Annotated in this window: 22 protein-coding genes and 1 riboswitch; of the genes, 17 read left to right on the top strand and 5 right to left on the bottom strand. The window is 69.5% G+C overall.

The window, feature by feature from the left end; genetic code table 11:
• Positions 1-3: 3 nt before the first annotated feature.
• Entirely contained in the window at positions 4-1398 is a 1395-nt protein-coding gene (locus tag ACWGID_RS40195; RefSeq protein WP_452204641.1) for an aminotransferase-like domain-containing protein, read from the bottom strand.
• 79 nt (positions 1399-1477) lie between these two features.
• Between ACWGID_RS40195 and ACWGID_RS40190 the strand changes: the two genes are divergently transcribed.
• The 5 genes from ACWGID_RS40190 to ACWGID_RS40170 all read left to right on the top strand — a co-directional run bounded on the left by ACWGID_RS40190 (position 1478) and on the right by ACWGID_RS40170 (position 7618).
• Entirely contained in the window at positions 1478-2578 is a 1101-nt protein-coding gene (locus ACWGID_RS40190; RefSeq protein WP_452204640.1) for a pyridoxal phosphate-dependent aminotransferase, read from the top strand.
• A gap of 9 nt (positions 2579-2587) precedes the next feature.
• Complete coding sequence (gene tmk, locus ACWGID_RS40185; RefSeq protein ID WP_452204639.1) at positions 2588-4573, top strand: dTMP kinase; 1986 nt, start codon at positions 2588-2590, stop codon at positions 4571-4573.
• Positions 4570-5778 carry a DNA polymerase III subunit delta' gene (locus tag ACWGID_RS40180; RefSeq protein ID WP_452204638.1) on the top strand — a complete coding sequence of 403 codons (1209 nt, stop codon included), beginning with the start codon at positions 4570-4572 and terminating at the stop codon, positions 5776-5778. The genes tmk and ACWGID_RS40180 overlap by 4 nt, the downstream gene beginning before the upstream one ends.
• Before the next feature lie 136 nt (positions 5779-5914).
• Positions 5915-6583, top strand: a complete 669-nt coding sequence (locus ACWGID_RS40175; protein ID WP_452204637.1) for a DUF4190 domain-containing protein — start codon at positions 5915-5917, stop codon at positions 6581-6583.
• Positions 6584-6610: 27 nt separating this feature from the next.
• Complete coding sequence (locus ACWGID_RS40170) at positions 6611-7618, top strand: DUF4190 domain-containing protein (protein WP_452204636.1); 1008 nt, start codon at positions 6611-6613, stop codon at positions 7616-7618.
• On the opposite strand, the gene ACWGID_RS40165 is transcribed toward ACWGID_RS40170, so the two are convergent.
• Positions 7619-8494 carry an NAD-dependent epimerase/dehydratase family protein gene (locus tag ACWGID_RS40165; RefSeq protein ID WP_452204635.1) on the bottom strand — a complete coding sequence of 292 codons (876 nt, stop codon included), beginning with the start codon at positions 8492-8494 and terminating at the stop codon, positions 7619-7621.
• A gap of 326 nt (positions 8495-8820) precedes the next feature.
• Positions 8821-10068: a hypothetical protein gene (locus ACWGID_RS40160; protein ID WP_452204634.1), complete on the bottom strand. Its 1248-nt coding sequence runs from the start codon at positions 10066-10068 to the stop codon at positions 8821-8823.
• Positions 10069-10465: 397 nt separating this feature from the next.
• On the opposite strand from ACWGID_RS40160, the gene ricT reads away from it, so the two are divergent.
• On the top strand, positions 10466-11515 hold the full coding sequence (gene ricT, locus ACWGID_RS40155) for a regulatory iron-sulfur-containing complex subunit RicT (RefSeq protein WP_452204648.1): 1050 nt from the start codon (positions 10466-10468) through the stop codon (positions 11513-11515).
• The gene (locus ACWGID_RS40150; protein WP_452204633.1) at positions 11512-13050 is read left to right on the top strand and encodes an alpha/beta hydrolase; all 1539 of its coding nucleotides are present in this window, start codon (positions 11512-11514) and stop codon (positions 13048-13050) included. The genes ricT and ACWGID_RS40150 overlap by 4 nt, the downstream gene beginning before the upstream one ends.
• 13 nt (positions 13051-13063) lie before the next feature.
• Here the strand turns inward: ACWGID_RS40150 and ACWGID_RS40145 are convergent, their stop codons facing one another.
• Positions 13064-13696, bottom strand: a complete 633-nt coding sequence (locus ACWGID_RS40145) for a hypothetical protein (protein ID WP_452204632.1) — start codon at positions 13694-13696, stop codon at positions 13064-13066.
• An 89-nt stretch (positions 13697-13785) separates the two neighbouring features.
• Here ACWGID_RS40145 and ACWGID_RS40140 point away from each other — a divergent pair, with 89 nt between their 5' ends.
• From ACWGID_RS40140 to ACWGID_RS40110, 7 genes are all read left to right on the top strand, one after another.
• Positions 13786-14124: a sterol carrier family protein gene (locus ACWGID_RS40140; protein WP_452204647.1), complete on the top strand. Its 339-nt coding sequence runs from the start codon at positions 13786-13788 to the stop codon at positions 14122-14124.
• 212 nt (positions 14125-14336) lie between these two features.
• Positions 14337-15623: an MFS transporter gene (locus ACWGID_RS40135; protein ID WP_452204631.1), complete on the top strand. Its 1287-nt coding sequence runs from the start codon at positions 14337-14339 to the stop codon at positions 15621-15623.
• Positions 15624-15654: 31 nt separating this feature from the next.
• Entirely contained in the window at positions 15655-16602 is a 948-nt protein-coding gene (locus ACWGID_RS40130; protein WP_452204630.1) for a hypothetical protein, read from the top strand.
• A 38-nt stretch (positions 16603-16640) separates the two neighbouring features.
• Positions 16641-16825, top strand: a riboswitch (cobalamin riboswitch).
• Positions 16826-16853: 28 nt separating this feature from the next.
• Positions 16854-17876, top strand: coding sequence for an ABC transporter substrate-binding protein (locus tag ACWGID_RS40125; protein ID WP_452204629.1), 1023 nt, complete (start codon positions 16854-16856; stop codon positions 17874-17876).
• Entirely contained in the window at positions 17873-18856 is a 984-nt protein-coding gene (locus ACWGID_RS40120) for a FecCD family ABC transporter permease (protein ID WP_452204628.1), read from the top strand. Before ACWGID_RS40125 ends, ACWGID_RS40120 begins: the two co-directional genes overlap by 4 nt.
• Entirely contained in the window at positions 18853-19875 is a 1023-nt protein-coding gene (locus ACWGID_RS40115) for a FecCD family ABC transporter permease (protein ID WP_452204627.1), read from the top strand. Before ACWGID_RS40120 ends, ACWGID_RS40115 begins: the two co-directional genes overlap by 4 nt.
• Positions 19876-19877: 2 nt before the next feature.
• Positions 19878-20654, top strand: a complete 777-nt coding sequence (locus tag ACWGID_RS40110; RefSeq protein WP_452204626.1) for an ABC transporter ATP-binding protein — start codon at positions 19878-19880, stop codon at positions 20652-20654.
• Here the strand turns inward: ACWGID_RS40110 and pdxR are convergent.
• Positions 20578-22092: a MocR-like pyridoxine biosynthesis transcription factor PdxR gene (pdxR, locus tag ACWGID_RS40105; RefSeq protein ID WP_452204625.1), complete on the bottom strand. Its 1515-nt coding sequence runs from the start codon at positions 22090-22092 to the stop codon at positions 20578-20580. The genes ACWGID_RS40110 and pdxR overlap by 77 nt on opposite strands.
• 28 nt (positions 22093-22120) lie before the next feature.
• Between pdxR and ACWGID_RS40100 the strand changes: the two genes are divergently transcribed.
• From ACWGID_RS40100 to ACWGID_RS40090, 3 genes are read left to right on the top strand one after another with little or no spacing between them, the layout of a single operon-like run.
• On the top strand, positions 22121-22921 hold the full coding sequence (locus ACWGID_RS40100; protein WP_452204624.1) for a methyltransferase: 801 nt from the start codon (positions 22121-22123) through the stop codon (positions 22919-22921).
• Entirely contained in the window at positions 22918-23058 is a 141-nt protein-coding gene (locus ACWGID_RS40095) for a hypothetical protein (RefSeq protein WP_452204623.1), read from the top strand. The genes ACWGID_RS40100 and ACWGID_RS40095 overlap by 4 nt, the downstream gene beginning before the upstream one ends.
• Positions 23059-23089: 31 nt before the next feature.
• The gene (locus ACWGID_RS40090) at positions 23090-24580 is read left to right on the top strand and encodes a CYTH and CHAD domain-containing protein (protein ID WP_452204622.1); all 1491 of its coding nucleotides are present in this window, start codon (positions 23090-23092) and stop codon (positions 24578-24580) included.
• Positions 24581-24697: the final 117 nt, after the last annotated feature.

Raw genomic sequence — 24697 nt, 5'->3', positions numbered from 1 at the left:
CCCTCAGATCGCAATGCTCGGTCGGGGATGCACGCGCTCGGCGGGTGGGTGGTAGGCGTCCCATACCTTGGTCAGGCGGCGGACGGCTTCGGTGAGGTCGTCCGGTCGCGCACGGAAGTGCAGGCGGACGTAGGAGTCGCTCAAGCCAGTGACGTCCAGGCCGGCGCCCGGGAGGATCGCCAGACCATGGCGGAGGGCGGTCTGGGCGAATGAGGTGCCGTCGCCGTATGGGAGGCGGGCCCAGAGGCACTGGCCGCCTCTGACGGTCGGGATCTCCCATGTGGGGAGTGCGCGGGTCAGCTGCGTGTGCAGGTGGTCGTGACGGGCTTTGAGGGTCTCGTGCAGATCTGGAGAGTCCAGGAGCGGTAGTAGGTGCACCGCGGCCAGCTGAGTGGGGACGTTGCCGCCCAGATCGTGTACTGCGCGCAGCCTGGCCAGCCGATTGACCAGTGGTGGCGTCGCGCGGATCCAGCCGATCCGGAGACCGCCCCAGATGCTCTTGCTGAGTGAACCGATCGAGATCACCGACTCGCCGTACGCCGCCATCGGCGTGGGAACTGCCTCACCCGGGAACGACAGGTCACCCGGTACTTCGTCCTCGATCACCGGCACACCCGCGCTCGCGAACCGCTGCCGAGCCAGTCCGGACAGCACCGAGCCGGTCGGGTTCTGGTACGTCGGGACCACGTACGCGACCGCAGGACGCCGCTCCTGGACCGCTGCCTCGAACCCCTCCAGCCCCACGGGCAGCCCGCGCAGCACAGCACCCTCCTCCCGGAACACCTCCAGCGCACCCGGGTACGTCGGCGCCTCGACCAGCACCTGGTCGCCTGGCGACACCAACGCATGCGCCAGCAACGACAGCGCCTGCTGACCGCCGTTCGTGACGAGAACCTGCTCCATGCGCGTCGGCACACCACGTGCGGTGTACCGGTCCGCCAGCGCCTGCCGCAGCGACGGATGACCGTACGGGTAGTACCCGATGTCGTCGGTGACGCGACTCAGCTCCGGCGCGATCCGTACGAAGGCCTCCGCCAACTGCGGCGGCGGATCACCGGGCGCCGCGCAGATCGCCAGCAGTACGTCGTCGTCGCGGGCCTCCAGCGAGTCCAGGAAGATCGGGTCGACCGGGGCCGGGTCCTCGACGTTCCGGGGTACGCCGGCCACGCGCGTCCCACTGCCCTGGCGCCGGGTGATCCGTCCCTCGGCCCGGAGCAGGTCGTACGCCGCGACCACCGTCGTCCGCCCGACCGCCAGGGCGCCGGCGAGCGCGCGGTCCGGAGGCAGGAGGACGCCGGGTGGGAGTTCGCCGTCGTCGATGAGCTGCCGGAGCCGGGACGCGAGCAGCAGGTAGAGCGGGCCGCGGCCGGACGACCAGCGGCCCAACCGGTCAACCATCTCGATTGGTCTCATCTGCGAACCAATTCTGCCGGATTGGCTCTGCAGCGACCAGCGCCGCCGCAGAACGATGGTGGGTATGCCGACCTTCCCGCGGAATCCGATCATGTCCCTGACCGCCGAGCAGCCCCAGCACGAGCTGGGTGAGAGCTACGGGCCTGACCTCCGGCTCGCGGACCTGCTGACCCCAGAGCTGGCCGATCTCGAGCTCGGTTACGGCACCGCAGCCGGTACTCCACCGTTGCGTAGCGCGATTGCCGCGCGGCACGGCGTACGGCCGGAGCAGGTCGTCGTCACGATCGGCGGGATGCACGGGATCTTCCTGCTCGCCTATCTGCTCACTGAGCGCGGCGCTCAGGTCGTCACCACTGCTCCGCTGTTCCCAATGACGCGGTCGGCGTACGAGTCGCTTGGTGCGGATGTCCGCGTCGTCCCGGTGAGCTTCGACGAGGGGTACCGGCTGACCGCTGACTCTGTGCGCGCGCAGCTGACGCCGGACACGAAGCTGGTCAGCCTGACGACGCCGCAGAACCCGTCCGGGGTCGCCGTACCCAGGTCTGTCCTTCGGGAGATCGTCGACGCGATGGCTGCGGTGTGTCCGGATGCCTACTTGATGATCGACGAGACCTACCGCGTCGCGGCGTACGGTGACGATCCGGTCGTGGAGACGGCGGTCGACCTCGGCCCGCGGGTGGTGTCCGTCGCGTCGCTGTCGAAGTGTCACGGCGCGGCCGGGCTGCGGATCGGGTGGGTGATCAGCACCGACGCCGAGCTGATCGACCAGCTCGTCACCGCGAAGTTCAACACGGTCGTCTCCGCGTCTCCGGTCACCGAGGCGCTCGCGGTCCGGGTGTTCGAGCGGGAGGACGAGATCCTCGCCGTACGCCGGTCCTGGCTCGCGGAGAATCTCGCGATCACCGCGGACTGGGTGCGTGCGAACAGTGACGTCGTGGAGTGGATCCGGCCGGACGCCGGGGCGCTGTGCGTGATCCGGCTGAAGCCCTCGGTGGACCTGGAGCGGTTCCGCGCGGAGGCCGCGGCGGTGGGCGTCCGGCTGGCGGACGGCGACTGGTTCGGGGACGAGCCGCGGGTGTTCCGCCTGGGCTTCGGCTTCCTCCCGGCCCCGGACCTGAAGGCCGCACTGGATGCACTGCGTCAGGCTGTCCATGCGGCCCACTAGTCTTGCGGTGTGCCGGAGGCTTATGACCCGCTGACTGATCCCGCACCGGCGCACGACGTGCGCGCGGTGTTGCGGATCCGGGCGTTCCGGCGGCTGTGGATCGGCTTCGGGCTGTCCAGCCTGGGTGACTGGATCGGGCTGCTCGCGCTGACCGCGATGGCGAAGTCGTTCGCCGGTGACGACTACCAGGCGGCGAACTTCGCGATCGGTGGCGTGCTGTTCCTGCGGGTGCTGCCCGCGCTGGTGATGGGTCCGGTGGCCGGCTGGGTCGCGGACCGGCTCAACCGGCGCTCGACGATGATCGTCGGCGACCTGATCCGGGCCGCGTTCTTCGTCACGATCCCGATCGTCGGCACCCTCACCTGGCTGTTGGTCGCGACCGTGCTGATCGAGATCGTCAGCCTGATCTGGGGCCCGGCCAAGGACGCCAGCGTGCCGAACCTGATTCCCCGGCACCGGCTCGAGGCCGCCAACCAGATCAGCCTGATCACGACGTACGGCACCGCGCTGCCGGCCGCGGTGATCTTCACCGCGATCACCCTGGTCACCCGCTGGGCCGGCAACTTCTCCATCGACCTGGCCGTCTACGTGAACGCCGCGACGTTCGTGGTCTCCGCGTTCGCGATCATGTCGGTCCGCGAGATCGGCCGCGCGGTGCACGACCACGAGGAACACCCGACGCTCTGGCGGACGATGGTCGAGGGCTGGTCCTACGTCACCGGTACTCCCGTCGTGCGCGGTCTCGTGGTCGGCATCTCCGGCGCGTTCGCGGCCGGCGCCGTCGTGATCGGCCTGGGCCGCACGTACGTCGACCAGCTCGGCGCCGGCGATCCCGGGTACGGCGTGTTGTTCGGTGCCGTGTTCGGCGGGCTCGCGCTCGGGATGGGGTTCGCGCCGCGGATCTTCTCCGGGTTGTCCCGGCGCCGGCTGTTCGCGGCCGGGCTGGTCGGCTCGGGGATCTGCCTGGCCGGGCTGGCGCTGATCCAGCAGATCGAGATCGCCACGATGATCGCGATCCTGCTCGGGTTCTGCGCCGGCGGTTCCTGGGTCTCCGGGTACACGCTGCTCGGCCTCGAGGTGCCGGACGCGGTGCGCGGCCGGACGTTCGCGTTCGTGCAGTCCGCGGTCCGCACGGTGCTCGCGGTCACGCTGGCGATCGCGCCGTTCGCCGCGGGCGCGATCGGGCGGCACACGTGGACGATCGCCGGCCACTCGGCGACGTACAACGGCGCTTCGATGACGATGCTCGCCGCCGCGATCCTGGCCGGCGTGATCGGGCTGCTCGCGTGGCGGCAGATGGACGACCGGCCGGGCGTACCGTTCTGGCGCGACGTCCGGCGAAGCTTCGGCAAGACCCGCGGTGACTACCCGACGACCGGCCTGTTCATCGCGCTGGAAGGCGGCGACGGGGCCGGGAAGTCGACGCAGTCCGCGCTGCTGGTGAAGTGGCTCGAGGAACAGGGTCAGCAGGTGCTGTTGACGCGCGAGCCCGGCGCGACGGACCTCGGCAAGACGCTGCGCGAGATCGTCCTCGACCCGGCGACCGGCGACATCTCGCACCGCACCGAGGCCTTGCTGTACGCCGCCGACAAGGCCGAGCACGTCGACTCGGTGATCAAACCCGCGCTGAAGGCCGGCGCGGTCGTGATCACCGACCGGTACGTCGACTCCGCGCTGGCGTACCAGGGCTCGGGCAGGGACCTTGACCTGACCGACGTCGAGCGGGTGAACCGCTGGGCCACCGACGACCTCCGGCCGAACCTGACCATCCTGCTCGACCTGGCACCGAAGAGCGGCCTCGGCCGGTTCGCCGAGCGGGACCGGATCGAGGCCCAGTCGGCCGAGTTCCACGAGCGGGTCCGGAACGCGTTCCTCGAGCTCGCGGCCGCCGAGCCGCAGCACTACCTGGTACTCGACGCCACCCTGGATCGCGAAGAGATCGCCCAGCAGATCCGCGCCCGCCTCCAGCCGCTGCTCCCGAAGGTGGGTCTATGAGTGTTTGGGACGACCTCGTCGGCCAGGAGCCCGCGGTCGCCGTACTGCGGAAGGCTGTGTCCGGCGCGGCGGGTGTGTTGCGCGGGGAGACCGGCGCCGCGGTCGCAGGCATGACGCATGCGTGGCTGATCACCGGCCCGCCCGGGTCCGGCCGGTCGAACGCGGGGCGTGCGTTCGCGGCCGCGCTGCAATGCTCGAACGAGGGCTGTGGCGAGTGCAACGACTGCCGTACGGCGCTCAGCGGCGCGCACCCCGACGTGTCCCTGATCCGCACCGAGCTGCTCTCGATCCGGGTCAGCGAGGTGCGTGAACTGGTGCGCCGGGCCGCGATGAGCCCGACCCAGGGCCGCTGGCAGGTGATGGTCGTCGAAGACGCGGACCGGCTGACCGAGCAGGCCGCCGACGCGTTGCTGAAGAGCATCGAGGAGCCGGCGCCGCGGACCGTGTGGGTGCTGTGCGCGCCGACGGTCGAGGACGTCGTACCGACGATCCGGTCGCGCTGCCGGCTGCTGGTGCTGCGGACGCCGCCGGTCGCCGCGGTCGCGGAGATGCTGGCCACGAAGCTCGAGATCGATCAGGACCTGGCCTGGTTCGCGGCGCGGGCCGCGCAAGGGCACATCGGTCGGGCGCGGGCGCTCGCGCGGGACGAAGCGGTGCGGGAGCGGCGCAGCAAGGTGCTCGAGGTCCCGTTCGCGTTACGTGACCTCGGTGCCTGTCTGAAGGCAGCGCAGCAGTTGGTCGACGCGGCCAAGGTAGAGGCGAAGGCCAGCGCCGAGAAGGTCGACGAGAAGGAGCGGGCCGCGCTCGAGCAGGCCCTCGGCGTCGGCACGAAGGGCGCCAAGCCGCGCGAGGCGAACGCAGCGCTGAAGGAGCTCGAGGACCAGCAGAAGGCCCGCGCGAAGCGGTGGGAGCGGGACGTACTGGACCGCTCGCTGGTCGACCTGATGGCGCTGTACCGCGACGTGCTGGTGCTGCAGACCCGGTCCGGCAGCGAGCTGGTGAATGCCGAGCTGGGCCGGAACATCGAGCAGCTCGCGGGCCGGACGACGCCCGAGCAGACCGTCCGCCGGATCGACGCGATCGCGATGTGCCGGGAGGCGATCGAGGCGAACGTCGCACCGCTGGTCGCACTGGAGGCGATGACCGTCTCGTTGTTCGAGGGCCGCAGTGAGGGATTCAGCATTCCCCGCCGCGTACTGCGCTGAACACGGTGCGCGGTGAGGCATGTGTCACGCACGTCCGATAACTGGGCGGGTGGTGTAACACGAGGACCGGTGGGTCCGATGACTGGGTGTCGAGGCGAAGTGGACCGCTCGGCGTCACAGTGCCGAACGGACCCCGATGAACCAGCCGCCCTCCCCGATCCAGCCGGCACGGCGGCCACTGCCGTCGGCTGAGTCGTGGTTGGAAGGCATTCCCAACCCCGCACAACAGCGGCAGGACGGGTACGCCGTCGCGGCGCTCGCGACCAGCCTGCCCGGACTGGTGCCGATCGCCGTGCCGCTCGCCGTGGTCGCGCTGCGCCGGATCAAGCGCACCGGCGGGCGGGGGAGGCGGCTCGCGCACGCGGCGTTGGCGATCTCGCTCGGGTGGGTGATCGCGATCGGTGTCGCGGTCACGCTCAACCTGATCGGGGAGCACCGGAGCGGGATCGGGCGCACCGTTCCGATCTCGCGGGTGGACGTCGGGCGCTGCTTCGACGCGGACCTGGACGCCGAGGCACTGCGCCTGGTGCGGATCGCGGACTGCGCGGCGCCGCACACCGGAGAGGCCTACGCGCAGGTGCAGGCGAGTCTGGTCGGGCTGGGCGCCGCGCAGACCGGGACGGTGGCCACGCAGCAGTGCGCCGGGGCGTTCCGTGAGTTCGTGGGGGCGCCGTACGAACAATCCGAGCTGGACATGTATTACGTCGTACTGGAGGATCGTGCTGTTGCTGACGGCAACGTCCTGTGTCTGGTCGGAATGCCGGGGACCCGGCTGACCGGTACGATGCGCGGATCGCAGCGATAGGGTCCCCGGGGGAGTAGTGGGGGTAGCGTGAGTCAACCACCGTACGGATCGGATCCGGAGCGGCCGCAGGACGACCGTCCACAGGACCGGCCGCACGATCCGACACGGCCGTTCCCGACGTACGGGCGACCGGAGCAGCCGCACGCCCAGCAGGCGGGATCGCAGGGCACGTCATGGGCAGCCCCGGGCCAGCCGCCGCCGGCGCAGGCGCCGTACGGGGCTGGGCAGCCGGGTGGTTATGGGCAGCAGGTACCGTACGGGCAGCAGGCTGGTTACGGGCAGCCGGGGCAGGCGCAGTACGGGGCCGGCTATGGGTCCGGGTACGCGCCGGGGCAGTATCCGCCGGCCTACGGGCAGGCGCCGGCGCCGTACGGCTACGGGTACGGCTACCAGGCCTCCGGTGGGACGAACGGGCTGGCGACCGCGGCGCTCGTGACCGGGCTCGGCGGGATCTTCGTCGGTCTGTCGGCGCCGGTGGCGATCGGCCTCGGGATCGCGGCGCTGGTGCAGATCAAGCGCCGCGGGCAGGCCGGCAAGGGGATGGCGATCGCCGGTCTGGTGATCGGTTCACTGGTGACGCTCGGGTACGCGCTGCTGTTCGGGCTGGTGATCGCCTACGGCTCCAGCAGCGACGACGACTACGGTTCGCCGGAACCGGTCTCGTCGTACTCGACCGGTCCGACCACCGAGGTCGACAGCCTGGCGGTCGGCGAGTGTTTCGACGACACCGGCCAGGACTCCGAAGTGATTCGGCAACCCTGCACCGAGCCGCACGACGGCGAGATCATCTCCGACGTCAGGCTCGCCGCCGGCGCCTGGCCCGGTGACAACGCCGTCGACAAGGCCGCCGAGCAGGCCTGCAGTCCCACGTTCACCAGCTACGTCGGCAAGTCCACGGCCGACTCCGAGCTGGAGCTCATGTACTGGACTCCGACGAAGCGCCTCTGGAACCAGGGCGACCGCCTGACGGTCTGCGCCGCCTACGGGCCCGACGGCGATCAACTCACCAGCTCAGTGAAGAACAGCCACCGCTAGTCAGGCGGGGATGCGGCCTGGTGCCCAGAGTGCCGTCACGTCCTCTCCGGCGGTTTCGCGGCGCTGCAGGTCGGCGAGGAACTCGACGAAGTCGTGCTGCGGACGCCAGCCGAGCAGGTCCGCCGCCTCGCTGAGGTCGTGCTGCTCGACGCTCTCCGGCAGCGTGAGCCCGTGCCGCTGGATCAGCTCCGCCGCGCCCGGCAGCCGCGACTCGGCCCACTCCGTACCGCGGGTGGCGAAGTCGGCCCGGACCTCCTCGGGCATCCCGTGGTTGCTGTGCACTATCGTCCGGAACAGATCGAAGCGCTTCGCGAGCGCGGCCTCGGTCGCGGCAGCCGTCGCGGTCGCGATATCGCGTACGTCGACCCCGTTCCGCAGCAGCCGCTCGCCCCAGCGCAGGTACGGCTCAGGCACGAAACCGTGGTACCGCAGGAGGGCCACCGAGGCGCCGCTGACCTCCTGGTACATCCGCCACAGGTCCTCGCCGAGCACCTTGGTGACGCTGTAGACGCTGCCCCAGCCGTACGCCATCGAGGAGGCGAAGACGACGCTCTGGATGCCGGCCGCGCGACAGGCCTGGACGACGTTGAAAGTGCCGTCGACGTTGACCGCGAAGATCGTCTCGTCGCTGACACCCGGCCGGTGCGCGTTGTGCCAGGCCGCGAGGTGCACCACCGCGTCACAGCCCTGCACCGCCTCGAGTACGTCGGTCGGCGTCCGCGTGTCGCAGCGCACGAACTCCCCGATCGCGGCGTCGGCAGGATCCGGCGACGGCGCGACATCCGCCCGCCGTACCTGATGCCCCGCCTTGGCGAGCACCCGAGAAACCTCCCGCCCGGCAACCCCCGACGCACCGGTCACCAGCACTGTGCTCATCCAAAACCTCCACGCCAAGACCCCAGCCACCCCGGGATCGCCTGCTGACGCGTACCCAGGTCTCGCCCGACCTATACCTGGCAACCCACCGCAGATCCGCGAGCCCGCGACGCAGCGCGCCGCGGTACCGGACACCGCTGCGACAACCCACGTCTCGAAACAAGCGGAGCCCCCCGAGCAAGCTCGAGGGGCTCCGAAATACCGGAACCTTGGCGGTTTAGCCTGCCCGCGGATGCTGAGCTACTAGGGACCGTTCCAAGGTCTTCGCCGAGAAGTGTACACACCCATAGTGCGTTTAAACACCTTTGGATCCTGGATACACACCATCATGGCTGAGGCATGTTGATCGGGCATCTTGCCAGCAGCGCGGGCACCCGGCTGCGATCTGAGACCCACTCGGCCAGGGAGGGGTCGATGTATCCGAGGACCAAGAGCGCATCGTCGTGACGTTGCCTGATCGGCTCGGTCCAGATGCGCTCGTTGTGAGCGATGCGGTTGCGGATCTCCCAGAGTCTGAGTACCGGCGCCTCGAGCGTCACCAGTTGGCGATCTGGTGCGTAGGGAAAGGCGTAGCTGAGGTCTGGCCAAATCGTCGTCATGTATCGGTGAGCGAGCAGAAACCGCCAGAAGCCAAAGCTGAGCTCGGCGATGATTTGCCCGTCGGTCAGTTGCTTGTTCTTCCGCCGCACCTGGAGGCGAGCCTTAGCGATGTCCTCGTGCGCTTTCGCGGTGAGGTCGTTTCCTGGATCGTCGAGCCAGGATCCTCGTAGCCGACGACGCTGGTGTCGTTCCGAGAGCTTGGCCACCATGGCGTTCCTCAGCGTCACCTCGACGTGTCCGAGGACCTCCCACAGGGCCGCAGAGATGGTCGCGTTCCAGTCGTAGAGGTCGAGCGCGGTCGAGGTCTTATTGGCTGCTGCTCGCAGGTAGCCGACAAACCGGGGTTGGCCGAACAGTTTGCGCGCTCGGCGTGCGACGGCTGCCTTGGCTGGATCCGGCATTGGATCCAGCGCCATGGACTGAGCGATCATCCGAGCGGTCAACTCGGGTGGCAGCGTTGCGGTGTTGACAGTCATGTCGAACGTGTCTGCACCAGCCGTCAGGAGCTCAGCCGCTGCCTCATCCCAGGCCTGCAAACGGGTCATCGGATCCGGATCCGCACGATTGCACAGGCGCAGCGCTGCCTCGGCCCTGGAACACCAGAGACAGACGGATGTCCAGGACACGTTGGGCGTTGCCGCACGGATTGCGTCGAGCGCGTCCAGTTGGCCAACGTGCACGATCGGCACGGCGGTATCCGTGCAAACATCAACGAGGCTTGCGCGATCGATGCCGTACAGCGCGCCGTACCGTGAGTAGGTGTGAATGAACTCGTCGGCTTCTTCCGCCCTGACGAATTCGTCAAGATCAACGATCCGGTAGCCGTCGGATTGCCCGTTTCCTACCTTCACCCGTTGGTGTAAGACGAACCGAGAATCCAGTGCCGGGAGAATGGCCGTGATCGTGTCCAGCCCTCCCGTCGGCGGGCCGAACAGCAGGAGACCGCGACCAGACGACACCTCTGGCGCCCCCACGAATACTTCCCTTCTCCGCCAGTCGATGCACTGGACTCACCCCAATCGCTCAGCGTAGTCGAGCATGTGCCATCCAGCAGAATCAGCCGACCGATCTTCGTTACCGGGTGCCGCTGCAGAGGGGCATGATCAGCATGAGCTGACGGCGATCTCGAGCGGTGCCTGGTTGTCTTCCGCTCCGGGCTGTCGAGGGTGCGTGCAGGCCGGAGCGACGCTGCTGGGCTTTCGGTCGCGCGGTAGCGCGCCAGCCGGCGGCAGCCGGGAGCTGATGTGCCGGCGCTGAGCCGGAGGGTGGGTGGGAGCGCGCGGAGCGGGCGCCGTGAGGAGCGGAGCGACGAAGGGAGCGGCTGCGTAGCACGCGGGGGAGGTCTGCTGCCAGTACTCTGGCGCCGTGGGTATGGTGATGGCGGTGTCGTTCGAGCGGTACGGGCGGCTTTACTACCTCGACCCGGGTGAGTTTCGGCCCCGGGTGGGGGACAAGGTGCTGGTGCCGACCGATGACGGGCCCGAGGTGGCGGAGTGTGTGTGGGCGCCGCAGTACGTCACCGAGGAGATCGGCGGGCTGCCGCTGTGCGCGGGGATCGCGACGGACGCGGATCTGGACCGGGACGAGCAGAACCGGCAGCGGCGGGCCGATGCGCGGGTGATCGCCAAGCGCACGATTCGCCAGCACGACCTGCCGATGAAGGTGGTCGGGATCGACTTCGTCGACCGGCGCGCGGACGTGGATCAGCTGGTGATCGTGTACTTCTCCGCCCCGCACCGGGTGGACTTCCGCGAGCTGGTACGGGATCTCGCCCGGGCGCTGCGGGCCCGGATCGAGCTGCGCCAGGTGGGCGCGCGGGACGAGGCGCGGCTGCAGGGCGGGATCGGGCCCTGCGGACGGGACCTGTGCTGCGCGACGTTCCTGAAGGACTTCGAGCCGGTCAGCGTGCGGATGGCGAAGGACCAGGACCTGCCGCTGAACCCGCTGAAGATCTCCGGCGCGTGCGGCCGGCTGATGTGCTGCCTGAAGTACGAGCACCCGCTGTACCAGGAGTTCACCGCGAAGGCTCCGGCGACCGGGACCGCGGTGGAGACCCCCGCGGGTGATGGAGTGGTGGTCGGGCACAACGTTCCGAGCGACACCGTGGTCGTTCGGTTGGCGGCCTCCGGGCGCCGGTGCGCGTGCAGCCGGGCGGACGTGTGCTCGCCGCGGCAGCAGTACGAGGCGTCCAGTACGACGACCCCGGACGCGGTACCGGTCGAGGGACCAGCACCGGTCGAGGACGCCGTACCGGACCAGCCGGCCGAGCAGCCTGCAGAGCCAGCCACAGAGCCGTCCACCGAGCCGGCCACCGAGCCGGTCGCGGAGCCGGCCGCGGAGACTCGCGAGGAGCGGCGGGCCCGGAAACCACGCCGGCGCCGCCGCCTGCACCACGACGACGAGGGAGAAACCCCGCAGTGAGATTCCGCAGGTCGACCGTACTGGTGGCAACCCTTGCGGTCCTGGCGAGCGGCTGTGGGGTGGCCGGTCGCGCCCAGGACGCGGGGGACGGTACGGCGGCCGGCGTCGGGAGCAACCCGCCCAGCGGGCCGGTGGGGCCGATCCCGGCGGGGCTGGAGAAGTTCTACCAGCAGCAGCCGGACTGGGAGCGCTGCGGCTCGAACCAGCAGTGCGCGACCATCGAGGTCCCGCTGGACTACACCAAGCCCACCGGGCAAACGATTGAGCTGCGGGCCCGGAAGGTGCTCGCGCGGGATCGCGGCGGCCGGATCGGCACGCTGTTCATCAACCCGGGCGGGCCCGGCGCCTCGGGGCAGGAATTCGCGCAGCAGGCGCCGATGCTGTTCGGGTCGTCGCTGCTGCGGAAGTTCGACATCATCGGCTGGGACCCGCGCGGTGTCGGCGAGTCCACCCCGGTGAAGTGTCTGGACACCGCCCAGCTCGACGCGATGATCGCCGCGGACGGCAGTCCGGACAACGCTGCCGAGATCAACGACCTGGACAAGCAGTCGAAGACGCTGGCCGCGGGCTGCGAGCAGCGTTCCGGACAGCTGCTCCCGCACGTGTCCACGAAGGACGCGGCCCGCGACATCGACGTACTGCGCGGTGTCGTCGGCGACCCGCAGCTGTACTACATGGGGATGTCGTACGGCACGTTCCTCGGCGCGACGTATGCCGAGCTGTTCCCGAAGAACGTCGGCCGGATGGTCCTGGACGGTGCCGTCGATCCGTCGATCACGTCCGAGCAGATGGCGATCGCGCAGGCGAAGGGGTTCGACAAGGCGCTGGACGCGTTCGCGGAGGACTGCGCGCAGCGGTCCTGCAAGCTCGGCAGCAGCAAGAACGAGGTGCTGGGCAAGATCGACCAGCTGATCAAGGACAGCGACGCGAACCCGCTGCCGGGGGCCGGGAACCGCAAGGTCACGCAGGCGCTGGTGATCCTCGGGATGATCTACCCGCTGTACCTGAAGGACTTCTGGCCGCGGCTCGAGGACGCCGTCGCCGACGGGCTGGCCGGTAACGGTGCCCGCCTGCTCGCGCTGGCCGACGAGTACACCGATCGCCAGCAGACCGGGTACGCCGACAACTCCAACGAGGTCCAGATCGCGATCAACTGTCTCGACCACCCGGACTTCACGTCGATCGCCCAGATCGAGGCGAAGGCCCCGGAGTACAAGGCGGCGTCACCGCGGTTCGGTGAGTTCCTGGCCTGGTCGTCGGTGTCGTGCGTGAACTGGCCGGTGAAGCCGGTCGACAAGCCGCACAAGATCAAGGCGGCCGGTGCGAAGCCGATCATGGTCGTCGGTACGACGCGCGACCCGGCGACCCCGTACGAGTGGGCGGTCGGACTGGCGCACCAGTTGGAAAGCGGTGTCCTGGTCAGCCGCGACGGCGACGGGCACACGGCGTACCTGTCGGGCAACGCCTGCGTGAAGAACGTCGTCGAGAGCTATCTGGTGCAGGGCAACACGCCGGCTGCCGACATCAAGTGTTAGCGCCCGGCCCGCGCTAGTTGGGCCGGTTGTCGCCCGGTTCGACCGGCAGCTTGATGGTGTCGGTGGCGTGTTGCAGGATCGCGCGCAGGCCGGCTTCGTCCTGCGGGCGGCCGCCGACGGTGATCTCGGCGGCTGAGGACTTGCCCCCGTCGAGCGAGATCCAGCGCGACAGGCCCATCCGCGGACCGCGGCTCTGGTCGGTGTAGGTGTAGACCAGCGTGCCGCCGTCCCGGCTGAGCACCTTCAGGTCGTGCTCGTCGATGCTGCGCACGCGGTTCGCGACCAGATCGTCCGGGGCCTGCTTGCTGCCGCGGGTGTCGAACCGGATCTGCCAGACGCCGGTCGGGTCCAGGAACTTCGGTCGAGTGCCCGCCTGGGCGCTCTTCCAGCCGGTCGGCACCTCTGCGGAGACCGGGTCGCCGCTGGAACCGAAGTTCTGCACGACGTACTGCACCGAGTCGGCCTGGAGCCCGTCGGTCCGGGTCGGGGAACTGCTCGGGGGAGGACTGTTCACGATCCCGGCCGGCGTTTCGTGCGCCGCGAACGGGTTTCCGCCGTTGATGACGAGCACCGTGCCGAACACGGCCACACCGACGGTCATTCCCGCCAGCGTCATCAGCAGCGCCTGGTGCCTGGGCGTGAGCATCCCGACCTCGCTTCCCTCTCTCCCGCCCGATTATCGCCGACGAGAGGGGCGTCTCCGCAAACCGCCGCGTACGCTGACACGTCGTGAAGATGTCCGACCCCGCGCTCCAGCAGGCTTTACAGCGTTATGACGACGGTGCGGCGGAACGCGCGGATCTGAAGTTGCTCACCAAGGAGTTGCTCAAGCTCCTGGTCGCGAAAGCACCTGGTCACGCGGTCGAGGTCCGAGTCCCGCCGTACGGCGCCGTGCAGTGCATCGAGGGGCCGCGACACACCCGGGGGACGCCCGGCGCGGTGATCGAGATGCCCCCGGAACTGTGGATCGACGTCGCCCTCGGACGCGTCACCTGGGCCGACGCCCGCGTCAGCGGAAAACTCCGGGCGAGCGGCGAGCGCACCGACCTGACCGGCCTGCTCCCGCTCGCCTGAGTCCCGGCATCCGCCTGGCCGACCTCGCGCATCGGTCAGCCAGGCGGATGGATCAGTGGGCCGGTCCGGGCCGGTGGGATTGACGCCCACGGCAACCAATCGGCCTCACGCTAGGCGCGTCCGAGGTCCCCGCCGGAGCCTTTCGACGGTGGTGGAAACGAGGTCCGGAAATCAGGCTCGTCCCGGCCGGTCGGACCTGTCACCATGGTCCGGTGGCAACCCCTTTCCGCGCCCGCCTGGCCCGCTTGCGCGTCGATCTGACCCCGTGGCGTGGTTCCCGTGACTTCCGCATCCTGCTGGTCGCCGGATCGGTCTTCTTCCTCGGCGGCATGGTCGGGTACGTCGCCCTGCCGTACCAGCTGTACCAACTGACCGGATCGAACTTCGCGGTCGGCGCGATGGGCCTGGTGACGATCGTCCCGCTGGTCGTCTTCGGCCTGTACGGCGGCGCGCTGGCCGACCACGTGGAGCGCCGGAAACTGCTCGTCGGCACCGGCCTGGCCCAGGTCGTGATCTCCGCGCTGATGGTCGTCAACACCCTGCTCCCGAACCCGCAGGTCTGGCTGATCTACGTCTGCGGCGCGCTGAACGCGATCGCGTCCTCGCTGCAGCGGCCGAGCCGCGAGGCGCTGCTGCCCCGTGTGGTCAAGCACGCGGAGATCCCCGCCGCGGTCGCGTTGAGCTCACTGACCTCGCAGATCGGTCAGCTCGCCGGCCCGGCGCTGGGCGGCGTCCTCGTCGGCTCGGTCGGCGTGACCTGGGCGTTCTCGGTCGAGCTGGTCGGGATCGTGTTCGCGACGCTGATGTACACCCGCCTCGGTGCCTACCGCGCGGGTGATGGCGCGAGCGCGCCGAGTCTGCGGGCGATCGGTGGCGGGATCGTCTACGCGTTCCGGCGCAAGGACCTGCTGGCGACGTACCTCGTCGACATGGTCGGGATGTTCCTGGCGATGCCGATCGTGCTGTTCCCGGCGTTCGCGACCGACATCCTGAAGGAGCCGAGGTTGCTCGGTCTGCTGTACAGCGCCGAGGCGATCGGGGCGATGTGCGCAAGCCTGACCAGCGGCTGGGCCAAACACGTGCACCACCAGGGCCGGGCGGTGGTGCTGGCCACGATCGGCTGGGGTGCCGCGGTCGGGCTCGCCGGGCTGGCGCCGAACATCTGGATCGCGATCGCCTTCTTCGCGCTGGCGGGCGCGGCCGACATGGTCTCGGTGCTGTTCCGCTCGGTGATCTGGAACCAGACGATCCCGGACGAGATGCGCGGTCGGCTGGCCGGGATCGAGATGCTCGGGTACTCGCTCGGCCCGCTCGGTGGACAGGCCCGGTCCGGTCTCGTTGCCGACCTGACCGGCGTCCGGACCGCGATCGTCAGCGGCGGTGTCATGTGCGTCGCCGGCGTGATCGGGACCGCTGTCTGGCTGCGTGAGTTCTGGCGGTACGACGCCCGTACCGACGAACACGCCGTCCGCGAAAGGGAGCTCCGGACCGCCGGTTAGAGTTCCAGGCATCATGCGTATCCGCCGTGGAATGACCGCTGGCCTGGCCGTCGTACTGCTCGCGGGCTGTAGCGGTCCCGGGCAGGAGACCGCCCCGAGCGCACCGCCACTGGTGTCGACGAGCGCTGTGGATACCCCATCGGCGACGCCCTCCGATACGCCGAGCCCGAGCGTGCCGGCCTCGGCGGCACCCGCGCAGTCCGTATGCCTGCGGATGAACCAGGAATTGGTCCGGACGACGCTTGCGGTGCCTGCTGTGGATATCCAGACCAAGACGGTGCCGACCGACTTCGGCCCTCCGACGTACGACGTCTGCCAGCTGACCCTGAGCAACTTTCCGAACGGTCCGGTGCTGAGCATCGAGACATCGGTGCTCCCGGCGACCGCGGCGACGTTGGCCGCGAGCCAGAAGGCGTCCAAGGGTGAGCCGGTGAAGCCTGCGGTGGTGGGCCAAGGCGGCTACGGGGCGAGCACGTTCGTGGTGTTCCTGCTGGGCGGCAAGCTCTACAAGGTCGCCGGTCCGAAGGCGACGCTCGCGAAGTACGTCGTCCTCGCGCAGGAGGTCGCCCGGCAAGCGGCAGGCGTTCCGACGGCGGATCCGGTGATCACGCGCCCGGAGTGCGACCGCGGGTCGTCCGGGGCCGAGAAGGTGCTGGGCGCGCGGCCGACGGCCCGCCGCGACAGCGAGACGACGCCCGGCGACCCGGTCTGCGGCTGGGTGACCGCGACGAGCGTGCTGACCACCTCGGTACGGCGTACTCCGCAGGCAAAGGCGTTGATCGCTCCGCTCGCCAAGGCCGCGACCTCGCAGTCGATCCCGCTCGGCGACGAGGGGTACGTCGACACCGCCACCGGCCGGACCACGATCCGCGTCGGCGACGACAAGCTGGTGGACTTCGTCCCGCTGCCGGCCCGGGCGATCGACCCGGACCTGATGACGCAGTTCGCGCTGGCGATGGCGCCTATCTATACGCGCTGATCTACACGCGCTGACGATCTGCGACACAGTCGCGGATGTTAGGGTGGCGGCGCCGTGGTGTTCGGGAAGCCGGTGGAGTACCGGCGCGGCCCTCGCCACTGTGATCGGGATGTTCGCCGGACGTTCCCCTCGGGGAGACCACTGGCCGCTTGCGGCTGGGAAGGTTCGACCGGCGATCGCGGTACCCGTCAGCCAGGAGACCGGCCACGGCGCTCGACCCGTCCACGAGGTGCTGGAGGAGCGGTCCGCCCATGGCCGTCGTACGCGTGCTTGCTGTTGTCCTGTCTGTTTCCCTGTTGGCTGGGTGTGGCCCAGCTGCTGAAGCCGGTTCGAGTGCCGGTGCGATCACCGTCAAGAACTGCGGGATCGACGTCTCCGTCGACGGTCCGCCGCAGCGGGTCTTCGCGGCGTACCAACCGGCGATCGAGATGGCCCACGCGTTGGGGATCTCGGATCGGCTCGTCGGTACGGCGTACCTGGATGCCGAGGTGCTCCCGGAGTACGCCGCCGCGCAGGCGAAGGCGACGTACTACAAGAACCTGCCGAGTCGTGAGCAGCTGCTCAGCCTGAACCCGGACTTCGTGCTGTCCGGGTTCAACGACGTGTTCAGCGCGGCCGGCAGCGACTCGAGCTTCGGCAGCCGCAAGAGCCTGTCCGACCTCGGCGTCCGGACCTGGATCTTCAGCCCGCTCTGCCCGACCGCGGACGGCAAGGGCGACGAGGCGATCGACCCGTCGACGGTCTCGATGGACAACGTGTACGCCGATCTGCGCGACCTCGGCAAGCTGTTCAAGGTCGAGGACCGTGCCGAGCAGGTGATCGCCGACCAGCAGCGGCGGATCGCGGCGGTCGAGACGGCCGTGAAGGACGCGCCGCGACCGACAGTGGCGATCATCCGGCCCGCGCTGGAGGGCGGCGGCCTGACGGTGTCTGGTGGACCGGACTTCGGGACGGTGCTGATCAAGCAGGCAGGTGGCGTGAACGCGTTCGCGGACCTGACGTCGAAGCGGAACGTGAAGATCAGCGTCGAGGAGTTCATCAAGCGCGACCCGGACTACGTGCTGATCAGCGGGTGCTGTGACGCGTCGCTGACGGCCGCCTCGTCGCAACCGGATGTCGCCAACCTGCTCGCGAATCCGGCGCTGAGCAATCTGAAGGCTGTGCGCAATCGTCATGTGGTGCCGTGGTTGTTCGCCAATCACTCGGCGGGTGTGCGGGGTGCGTACACGACGGAGAACCTGGCGCGCATCATTCACCCTGACCTCTTCAAGTGAGGAAGGCTGCCGGGCTCACGGGCTGCGTCGGGGTGCTGGCCGTGGCCGTCGTGCTGTCGTTGTGCGTCGGGAACCAGTGGGTCGGGACCGGTGACGTCTATCAGGCGCTGGCGAACTTCAGCGGCAGCGATACCGATCGTGTCGTGACGTACTTGCGCGTGCCGCGAACCGTCGCGGGTCTCTTGGTCGGGGTCGCGCTCGGGTTGTCCGGTGGGTTGATGCAGGGCGTGACGCGGAACCCACTGGCCGACCCGGGGATTCTCGGCGTGAACGCGGGCGCGGCCGTGGCCGTAGTAGCGGCGATCGGGGTGTTCGGCGTGCACAGCCTGACCGGGTACGTGTGGTTCGCGATGGGCGGCGCGCTCGTCGCGACAGTCGTCGTGTACGTCGTGGGCGCGATCGGCGGAGCGACGCCGGTGAAGCTCGCGCTGGCGGGAGCGGCGATCTCCGCGCTGCTCGGCTCGGTCACGTCGGCCGCGACGTTGCTGGATCTCTCGACGTTGAACGAGTACCGGTTCTGGGTTGTCGGTTCGTTGTCCTTGGCGAACGGGGCGATCGTCGTGCAGGCTGTGCCTTTCCTTGCCGTAGGCACCGTTCTCGCGTTGGTGCTGGCCCGGTCGCTCAACCAGCTCGCGCTCGGCGCTGAACTTGCGCAGACCCTCGGCACCCGGGTCGCGCTCGTGCGCATCCTCGCCGGCGTCGCCGTGGTGATCCTGGCCGGTACGGCGACCGCGATCGCCGGCCCGATCGGCTTCATTGGTCTCGCCGTACCGCATGTCGCACGGACGATCGTCGGCGCGGACTACCGGTGGCTGTTGCCGTGGTCGATGGTGCTCGCGCCCGCGGTCCTGTTGCTCGCGGACGTCGCCGGGCGGATCGTCGTACGGCCGGCGGAGTTGCAGGTCGGGATCATCACGGCGCTGATCGGGGCACCGCTGTTCATCGCACTGGTGCGCCGTCGACGGACGGCTGCGTTGTGAAGACTTTGCGAATCGGGCGGGTGTCCACTCGGGTGGATGTCGCGAGCGTCGTGGTCTCGACGGTCGCGTGGGTGCTGACGGTGGTCGTCGGTGCGTTCGCCTTGACTCGTGGCGATTACGCGCTTCCGCTCTCTGATGTCCTGCGGGCGTTGTCGGGGCACGGGACGCTCATCACGTACGACGTCGTCGTGAACAATCGTTTGCCTCGCGTCCTCGTCGGCATCGGTGTCGGTACGGCGTTCGCGGTGTCCGGCGCGATCTTCCAGCGGCTCGCGCGCAACCCGTTGGTGAGTCCGGACCTGATCGGCATCAACGCCGGTGCCGCGTTGGCCGCCGTACTGATCATCACCGTGATCGGGAGTGGGTGGATCCCGCTGGGTGCGTTGATCGGGTCGTTGCTCGCCGCGCTCAGCGTGTATCTGCTGGCCTATCGCAACGGGGTCTCCGGGTATCGGCTGGTGCTCGTGGGGGTTGGCGTGACGGCGATCATCGGGTCGCTGACGGCGTACCTGCTGACGTTGGCGGACATCTACACGGCGAAGAGCGCATCGATGTGGCTCGCCGGAAGTCTTGCCGGGCGGTCGTGGTCGGACGTGGCGTTGATCGGCGCCGCGGTGGTCGTGGGGTTGCCGGCCGCGGTGGGCTCGTCGCGGCAGCTGCGGTTGTTGGAGTTGGGCGACGACTTGGCGCGGACCTTGGGTGGGCGGGTCGAGTTGTCGCGTGGGGTGTTGATCGCGGTCGGCGTTGGGCTTGCGGCGTTGGCGACGGCGGCTGCTGGACCGATCGGGTTCGTGGCGTTAGTGGCGCCGCAGTTGGCGCGTCGGCTGGTTGCGGAGCGCGTGGCCGGGTTGCTGGCGGCTGGTGCGATCGGGGCGTTGCTGGTGGTTTCCGCGGACCTGATCGCGCGGACGGTGGTGGCTCCGACGGCGTTGCCGGTCGGTGTGGTGACCGCGTTCCTCGGGGCGCCGTACCTGCTGTTCCTGATGGCCCGCGCGAACCGAGTCGGCCGAGGAGGATGACGATGCTGCGAGCAGAAGAGCTGACCTTGGGGTATGGCGGGAGTCCCGTCGTACACCGGTTGTCGGCGGCGATCCCGGAGCGGAGGATCACGGTGATCGTCGGCGCGAACGCCTGCGGGAAGTCGACGTTCCTGCGTGGACTGGCCCGGCTGCTCGCGCCTCGAGGCGGAGCCGCCTACTTGGACGACCAGGATTTGGCGAAGCTCAGCGCCGGGCGGCTGGCGACGCGGTTGGGGATGCTGCCGCAGCAGCCGGTCGCGCCGGACGGGATCACCGTGTCCGACCTGGTCGGGCGCGGGCGGCATCCGCACCAACGGTGGTTCCGGCAATGGTCAGCAGAGGACGAGCGGGTGGTGACGGCCGCGCTCGCGGCGACCGGTGTCGCCGAGTTGGCCGATCGGCCGTTGGAGGAGCTGTCCGGCGGTCAGCGGCAGCGGGTGTGGATCGCGCTCGCGCTGGCGCAGGACGCCGAGACGATGTTGCTCGACGAGCCGACCACGTTCCTGGACCTCGCGCACCAGTTGGAGATCCTCGACCTCGTGCAGGACCTGAACCGCGAGCACGGCAAGACGATCGTGCTGGTGCTGCACGACCTCAACCTCGCGGCGCGGTACGCGGACCACCTGATCGCGCTCAAACGCGGCGAGGTGGTCGCGGTCGGATCGCCCGCGGACGTGATCACGCCCGAGGTGGTCGCGGAGGTTATCGGGCTGGAGTGCTCGGTGATCCCGGACCCGTTGACCGGTACGCCGTTGGTGCTGCCGCGGCCTCGCCGATAGTCCTGATCGCGTCCGTGATCTCGGTGGGCGTGCGGGCGGCGTACCCGAGGACCAGGCCGGGCGCGTGCGGCAGTTGGCAATGCCAGGACAGCGGATGCGTCTTGACGCCGTGTTCCAGCGCGGCCGCGGCCAGGGCGACGTCGTCGAGCGGTTCAGCGAAGGTGATGGTCAGGTGCAGGCCGGCCGCGGCGCCGTGGATGGTTGCAGTGGGCAAATGGTTGTGGATCGCGGTGACCATCGCGTCGCGGCGGACCCGGTGCCTGCGGCGGAGGAACCTCAGGTGGCGTTCGAGTTCGCCGGACTCCATCAGGTGCGCGAGCGTGAGCTGCGGGAGCGACGCGTTCCCGAGGTCGGCCATCCGCTTCCGGCCGATCAGTTCCTCCTTGTACTGCGGCGGCGCGAGCATCCAGCCGATCCGCAGCGCGGGCGCGAGGAGCTTGGAGATGCTGCCGGCGTAGATCACCTGATCGGGGAGCATCGCGCGCAACGCCGGCACCGGCGGGCGGTCGTAGCGGTGCTCGGCGTCGTAGTCGTCCTCGAGGATCAGCCCGCCGTCGGCCGCCCACTGGATGAGTTCACGCCGCCGCTCCCCGTCGAGGACGACGCCGGTCGGGAAGTGGTGCGCCGGAGTCACCATCACCACCCGCGCCCCGGACTTCCGGAGTGCCTCGACGTCGAGGCCGCGGTCGTCCACCGGGACGGGCGGGGTCTGCATGCCCCAGTTCTGCAGGTGCTGGCGGGAGCCGAGGGAGCCGGGATCCTCGACCGCCATCACGTGGATGCCACGCTCGTCGAGCAATTGCGCCACCAGACCGATCGCCTGCGCGACGCCCGCCACGATGATCAGATCGTCCGGGTCCGCGGCGATCCCGCGGTACTGGGCGAGCCAGGCGGCGACTGCCCGGCGAAGCGCCGGGGTCCCGGCGGGGTCGCCGTACCCGAAGTCGGGCGCGGCCAGATCGCTGAGCACGGCGCGCTCGGCCCGCATCCATCCACTGCGCGGGAAGGCGGCCAGATCAGGGACGCCAGGGGTCAGGTCGATCCTCGCCGTTACCTCGCGGAGGCGGTCGAAGGCGTCCAGACCGGGCTGGTTCAGGACGTTCGGTGGCGGCGGATTCGCGGTCGTCGACGCAGGCGTCGTACCGATGGGGGCCGCGACGACGATCGTGCCGCGGCGGCCGTGGCTGGAGACGTGGCCGTCCTCGGTGAGGCGTTGGTAGGACTCGGTGACGACGCCGCGGGAGATACCGAGGTCGGTGGCCAGGATGCGGGTCGCGGGGAGGCGGGCGCCGACCGGGAGGTGGCCGGTCGAGATCGCGGTGCGGAGCCGGTCGGTGAGCCAGTCGGCGAGTCCGCCGGCGGGTGCCTCGGCCGGGTTCAGCTGGAGGAAGTCAGCGCCTTTGGACCGGCCACTTCCGGTTGGATTGGACCTGTTCACTGGACCATTGTGGCGCGACCGTTGAGTCATGGGAACTGACTACGTCCACGGCTATACCCCGGCGGAGACCCGCCGGCTCACGGACCAGGCCGGCACGCTGGCCGAGCTGCTGCACGGCGGCACCACCTACTCGCCCGGCAGCCGCGTGCTGGAGGCCGGCTGCGGCGTCGGCGGGCAGACCGTCCAACTGATCACCCGCAGCCCTGGCATCGAACTCGTCTCGGTCGACATCTCCGAGGACTCGCTCGCCCAGGCGAAAGCCCGCGTCGCCGCCCACGCACCACAAGCGACCGTCGACTTCCGGCACGCGGACCTCCACGACCTGTCCGGCGAGAAGTTCGACCACGTCTTCGTCTGCTTCGTCCTCGAGCACCTCCCGAACCCGCACGACGCGCTCACCCGGCTCCGCGGCCTCCTCAACCCCGGCGGCACGATCACCGTCGTCGAGGGCGATCACGGGTCCGCCATCTACCACCCGCGCAGTGCTCAGGCCCAGGCCGTCATCGACTGTCTCATCGACCTCCAGGCCGAACCTGGCGGCGACGCGCTCATCGGCCGTCGGCTCCAACCCCTCCTCGAGCAAGCCGGGTACGACGACGTACGGGTGGACGCTCGCACCGTGTACGCGGACCAGACGGTTCCACATCTGGTCGACGGCTTCACCCGGAGGACCTTCATCGCGATGGTCGAGTCGGTTCGCGAGCGCGCGATCGCGGCCGGGATGCGGACCGAGGCCGAGTGGGACGCGGGCATCCGGGACCTCGAGCGGACCGCGGTGCCCGGCGGCACCTTCCACTACGCGTTCTTCAAAGGAGTGGGCCGGACATGATCGGGTTCATCGTCCTGATCGCCTCTGTTTGCTGGGCTTTGAGCCGCAACCGCCGTCGGCAGTTCCGGTGTGTCACGTACGGCATCCCGGATCGCGATCTCGAGCGACTGGTGGCCGATCTGCGTTCGCGCGGCTGACCAGTTCATGAACGCCTGGTAAACAAGAGGTATGGCCCGCACCGAGCAGCTCGAGATCGAGACGAAGTACGACGTCGACGAGACCACGGTCGTGCCGGCGCTGCACGAGTTGCCCGGGGTTGCGAGTGTCGCGCAACCGGTCGAGCTGCACCTTGACGCCGTGTACTTCGACACTCCCGACTACGACCTGGCCGCGAACAAGGTGACGTTGCGCCGCCGCACCGGTGGCGAGGACGACGGCTGGCACGTGAAGCTCCCGGTGTCGTCCGGCCAACGGCTCGAGGTCAGGCACCCGCTCGGTCGCTCGGTGCGGACTGTGCCGACGGCGGTCGTGCGGACGGTCCGGGTCCATGTGCGTGACCGGAAGCTCGCGCCGGTCGTGACGCTGGCGACGCGCCGCATCGTGCATCGGCTGCTCGACGCGGAAGGCGGCGTACTCGCGGAGTTCGCCGACGACCACGTGACGGCGACCGTCACGGGTGCCGAGCCGGAGAGCTGGCGCGAGTGGGAGGTCGAGCTCGTCGAGGGGGACGCCGGCCTGCTGGAAGCCGCCGGCGAGCTGGTGCGAGAGGCGGGCGCCCGGCCCGCGAGCGGCCCGAGCAAGCTGGCTCGCGCGCTCGGCGATCGCGTGCCGACGTACGACGAATCGACGCTGCCGAAGAAGCCGCGGACCTCGGATCTGTTCCGGGCATACGCCGCCGCCCAGGTAGCGGCGATCCGGGAACGGGACCCCGAGGTCCGCCGCGACGTGCCGGACTCGATCCACAAGTTCCGGGTCGCGACGCGGCGGCTGCGGTCGGCGCTGGCGACGTACCGGCCGGTGATCGATCGCACGGTGGGGGACGAGTTGCGGGCCGAGTTGAAATGGCTGGCCGGTGAGTTCGGCGCCGCCCGGGACTCCGAGGTGCAGCGGGAGCACTTCGCGGCGGAGATCGCGGAGCAGCCCGTCGAGCTCGTCATCGGGCGGGTCGCGGGGCGGATCGACGATCACCTACGGCGGGTCTACAAGGACGGTCGCGCCGGGGCGCTCGCGGCGTTGGAGAGCGAGCGGTACTTCCACCTGCTCGATGCGCTCGACAGGCTGCTGGCCGAGCCGCCGATCACCGGCGACGACCGGAAGGCGAGCAAGCAGGTCGGCGACATCCTCAAGCACGACCTGAAGCGGATGCGGCAGGGCGTTCACCGGGCCCAGGCCGCGGAGACCGACGCCGAACAGGACCACGAGCTGCACGACGTCCGCAAGGCAGCCAAGCGTTTGCGGTACGCCGCGGAGTCCGCCGTATCCGTGCTCGGTGACGAAGCGGCGAAGCTCGCCACGCAGGCCGAAGAGGTCCAGGAGATCCTCGGCGAACACCAGGACTCGGTCGTCTCCCGCGAACTCCTCCACCACCTCGCCCTCGAGGTCTACGCCGAAGGCGGCAACACCTTCACCTACGGCCGCCTGCACGCCGCCGAAGAACACCGCGGCAACGCCTCCCGCAAGTCCTTCTACAAACTCTGGCCAACCCTCACCTTCCGGTGAAACGGAGACGGACCCGGCGGGAGGGCGGGTTCATGCGGTCCTCGCAACACCTCGATTTGAGGAGTTGCGGGGACCGTGTCGTTTTCGGAGGAGTTGGCCGGCCTGTTGAGGTTGGTG

The sequence above is a fragment of the Kribbella sp. NPDC054772 genome, assembly GCF_053611945.1.
The sequence above is the reverse complement of the archived record's forward strand: the minus strand, read 5'-3'. Positions and strand labels throughout refer to the sequence as shown.

Excerpts from the sequence above, each read along its gene's own strand:
- ACWGID_RS40195 (WP_452204641.1), bottom strand. The coding sequence starts at position 1,398 with ATGGTTGACCGGTTGGGCCGCTGGTCGTCCGGCCGCGGCCCGCTCTAC.
- ACWGID_RS40190 (WP_452204640.1), top strand. The coding sequence starts at position 1,478 with ATGCCGACCTTCCCGCGGAATCCGATCATGTCCCTGACCGCCGAGCAG.
- ACWGID_RS40180 (WP_452204638.1), top strand. The coding sequence starts at position 4,570 with ATGAGTGTTTGGGACGACCTCGTCGGCCAGGAGCCCGCGGTCGCCGTA.
- ACWGID_RS40175 (WP_452204637.1), top strand. The coding sequence starts at position 5,915 with ATGAACCAGCCGCCCTCCCCGATCCAGCCGGCACGGCGGCCACTGCCG.
- ACWGID_RS40165 (WP_452204635.1), bottom strand. The coding sequence starts at position 8,494 with ATGAGCACAGTGCTGGTGACCGGTGCGTCGGGGGTTGCCGGGCGGGAG.
- ricT (WP_452204648.1), top strand. The coding sequence starts at position 10,466 with ATGGTGATGGCGGTGTCGTTCGAGCGGTACGGGCGGCTTTACTACCTC.
- ACWGID_RS40145 (WP_452204632.1), bottom strand. The coding sequence starts at position 13,696 with ATGCTCACGCCCAGGCACCAGGCGCTGCTGATGACGCTGGCGGGAATG.
- ACWGID_RS40140 (WP_452204647.1), top strand. The coding sequence starts at position 13,786 with ATGTCCGACCCCGCGCTCCAGCAGGCTTTACAGCGTTATGACGACGGT.
- ACWGID_RS40130 (WP_452204630.1), top strand. The coding sequence starts at position 15,655 with ATGACCGCTGGCCTGGCCGTCGTACTGCTCGCGGGCTGTAGCGGTCCC.
- ACWGID_RS40125 (WP_452204629.1), top strand. The coding sequence starts at position 16,854 with ATGGCCGTCGTACGCGTGCTTGCTGTTGTCCTGTCTGTTTCCCTGTTG.
- ACWGID_RS40110 (WP_452204626.1), top strand. The coding sequence starts at position 19,878 with ATGCTGCGAGCAGAAGAGCTGACCTTGGGGTATGGCGGGAGTCCCGTC.
- ACWGID_RS40100 (WP_452204624.1), top strand. The coding sequence starts at position 22,121 with ATGGGAACTGACTACGTCCACGGCTATACCCCGGCGGAGACCCGCCGG.
- ACWGID_RS40095 (WP_452204623.1), top strand. The coding sequence starts at position 22,918 with ATGATCGGGTTCATCGTCCTGATCGCCTCTGTTTGCTGGGCTTTGAGC.
- ACWGID_RS40090 (WP_452204622.1), top strand. The coding sequence starts at position 23,090 with ATGGCCCGCACCGAGCAGCTCGAGATCGAGACGAAGTACGACGTCGAC.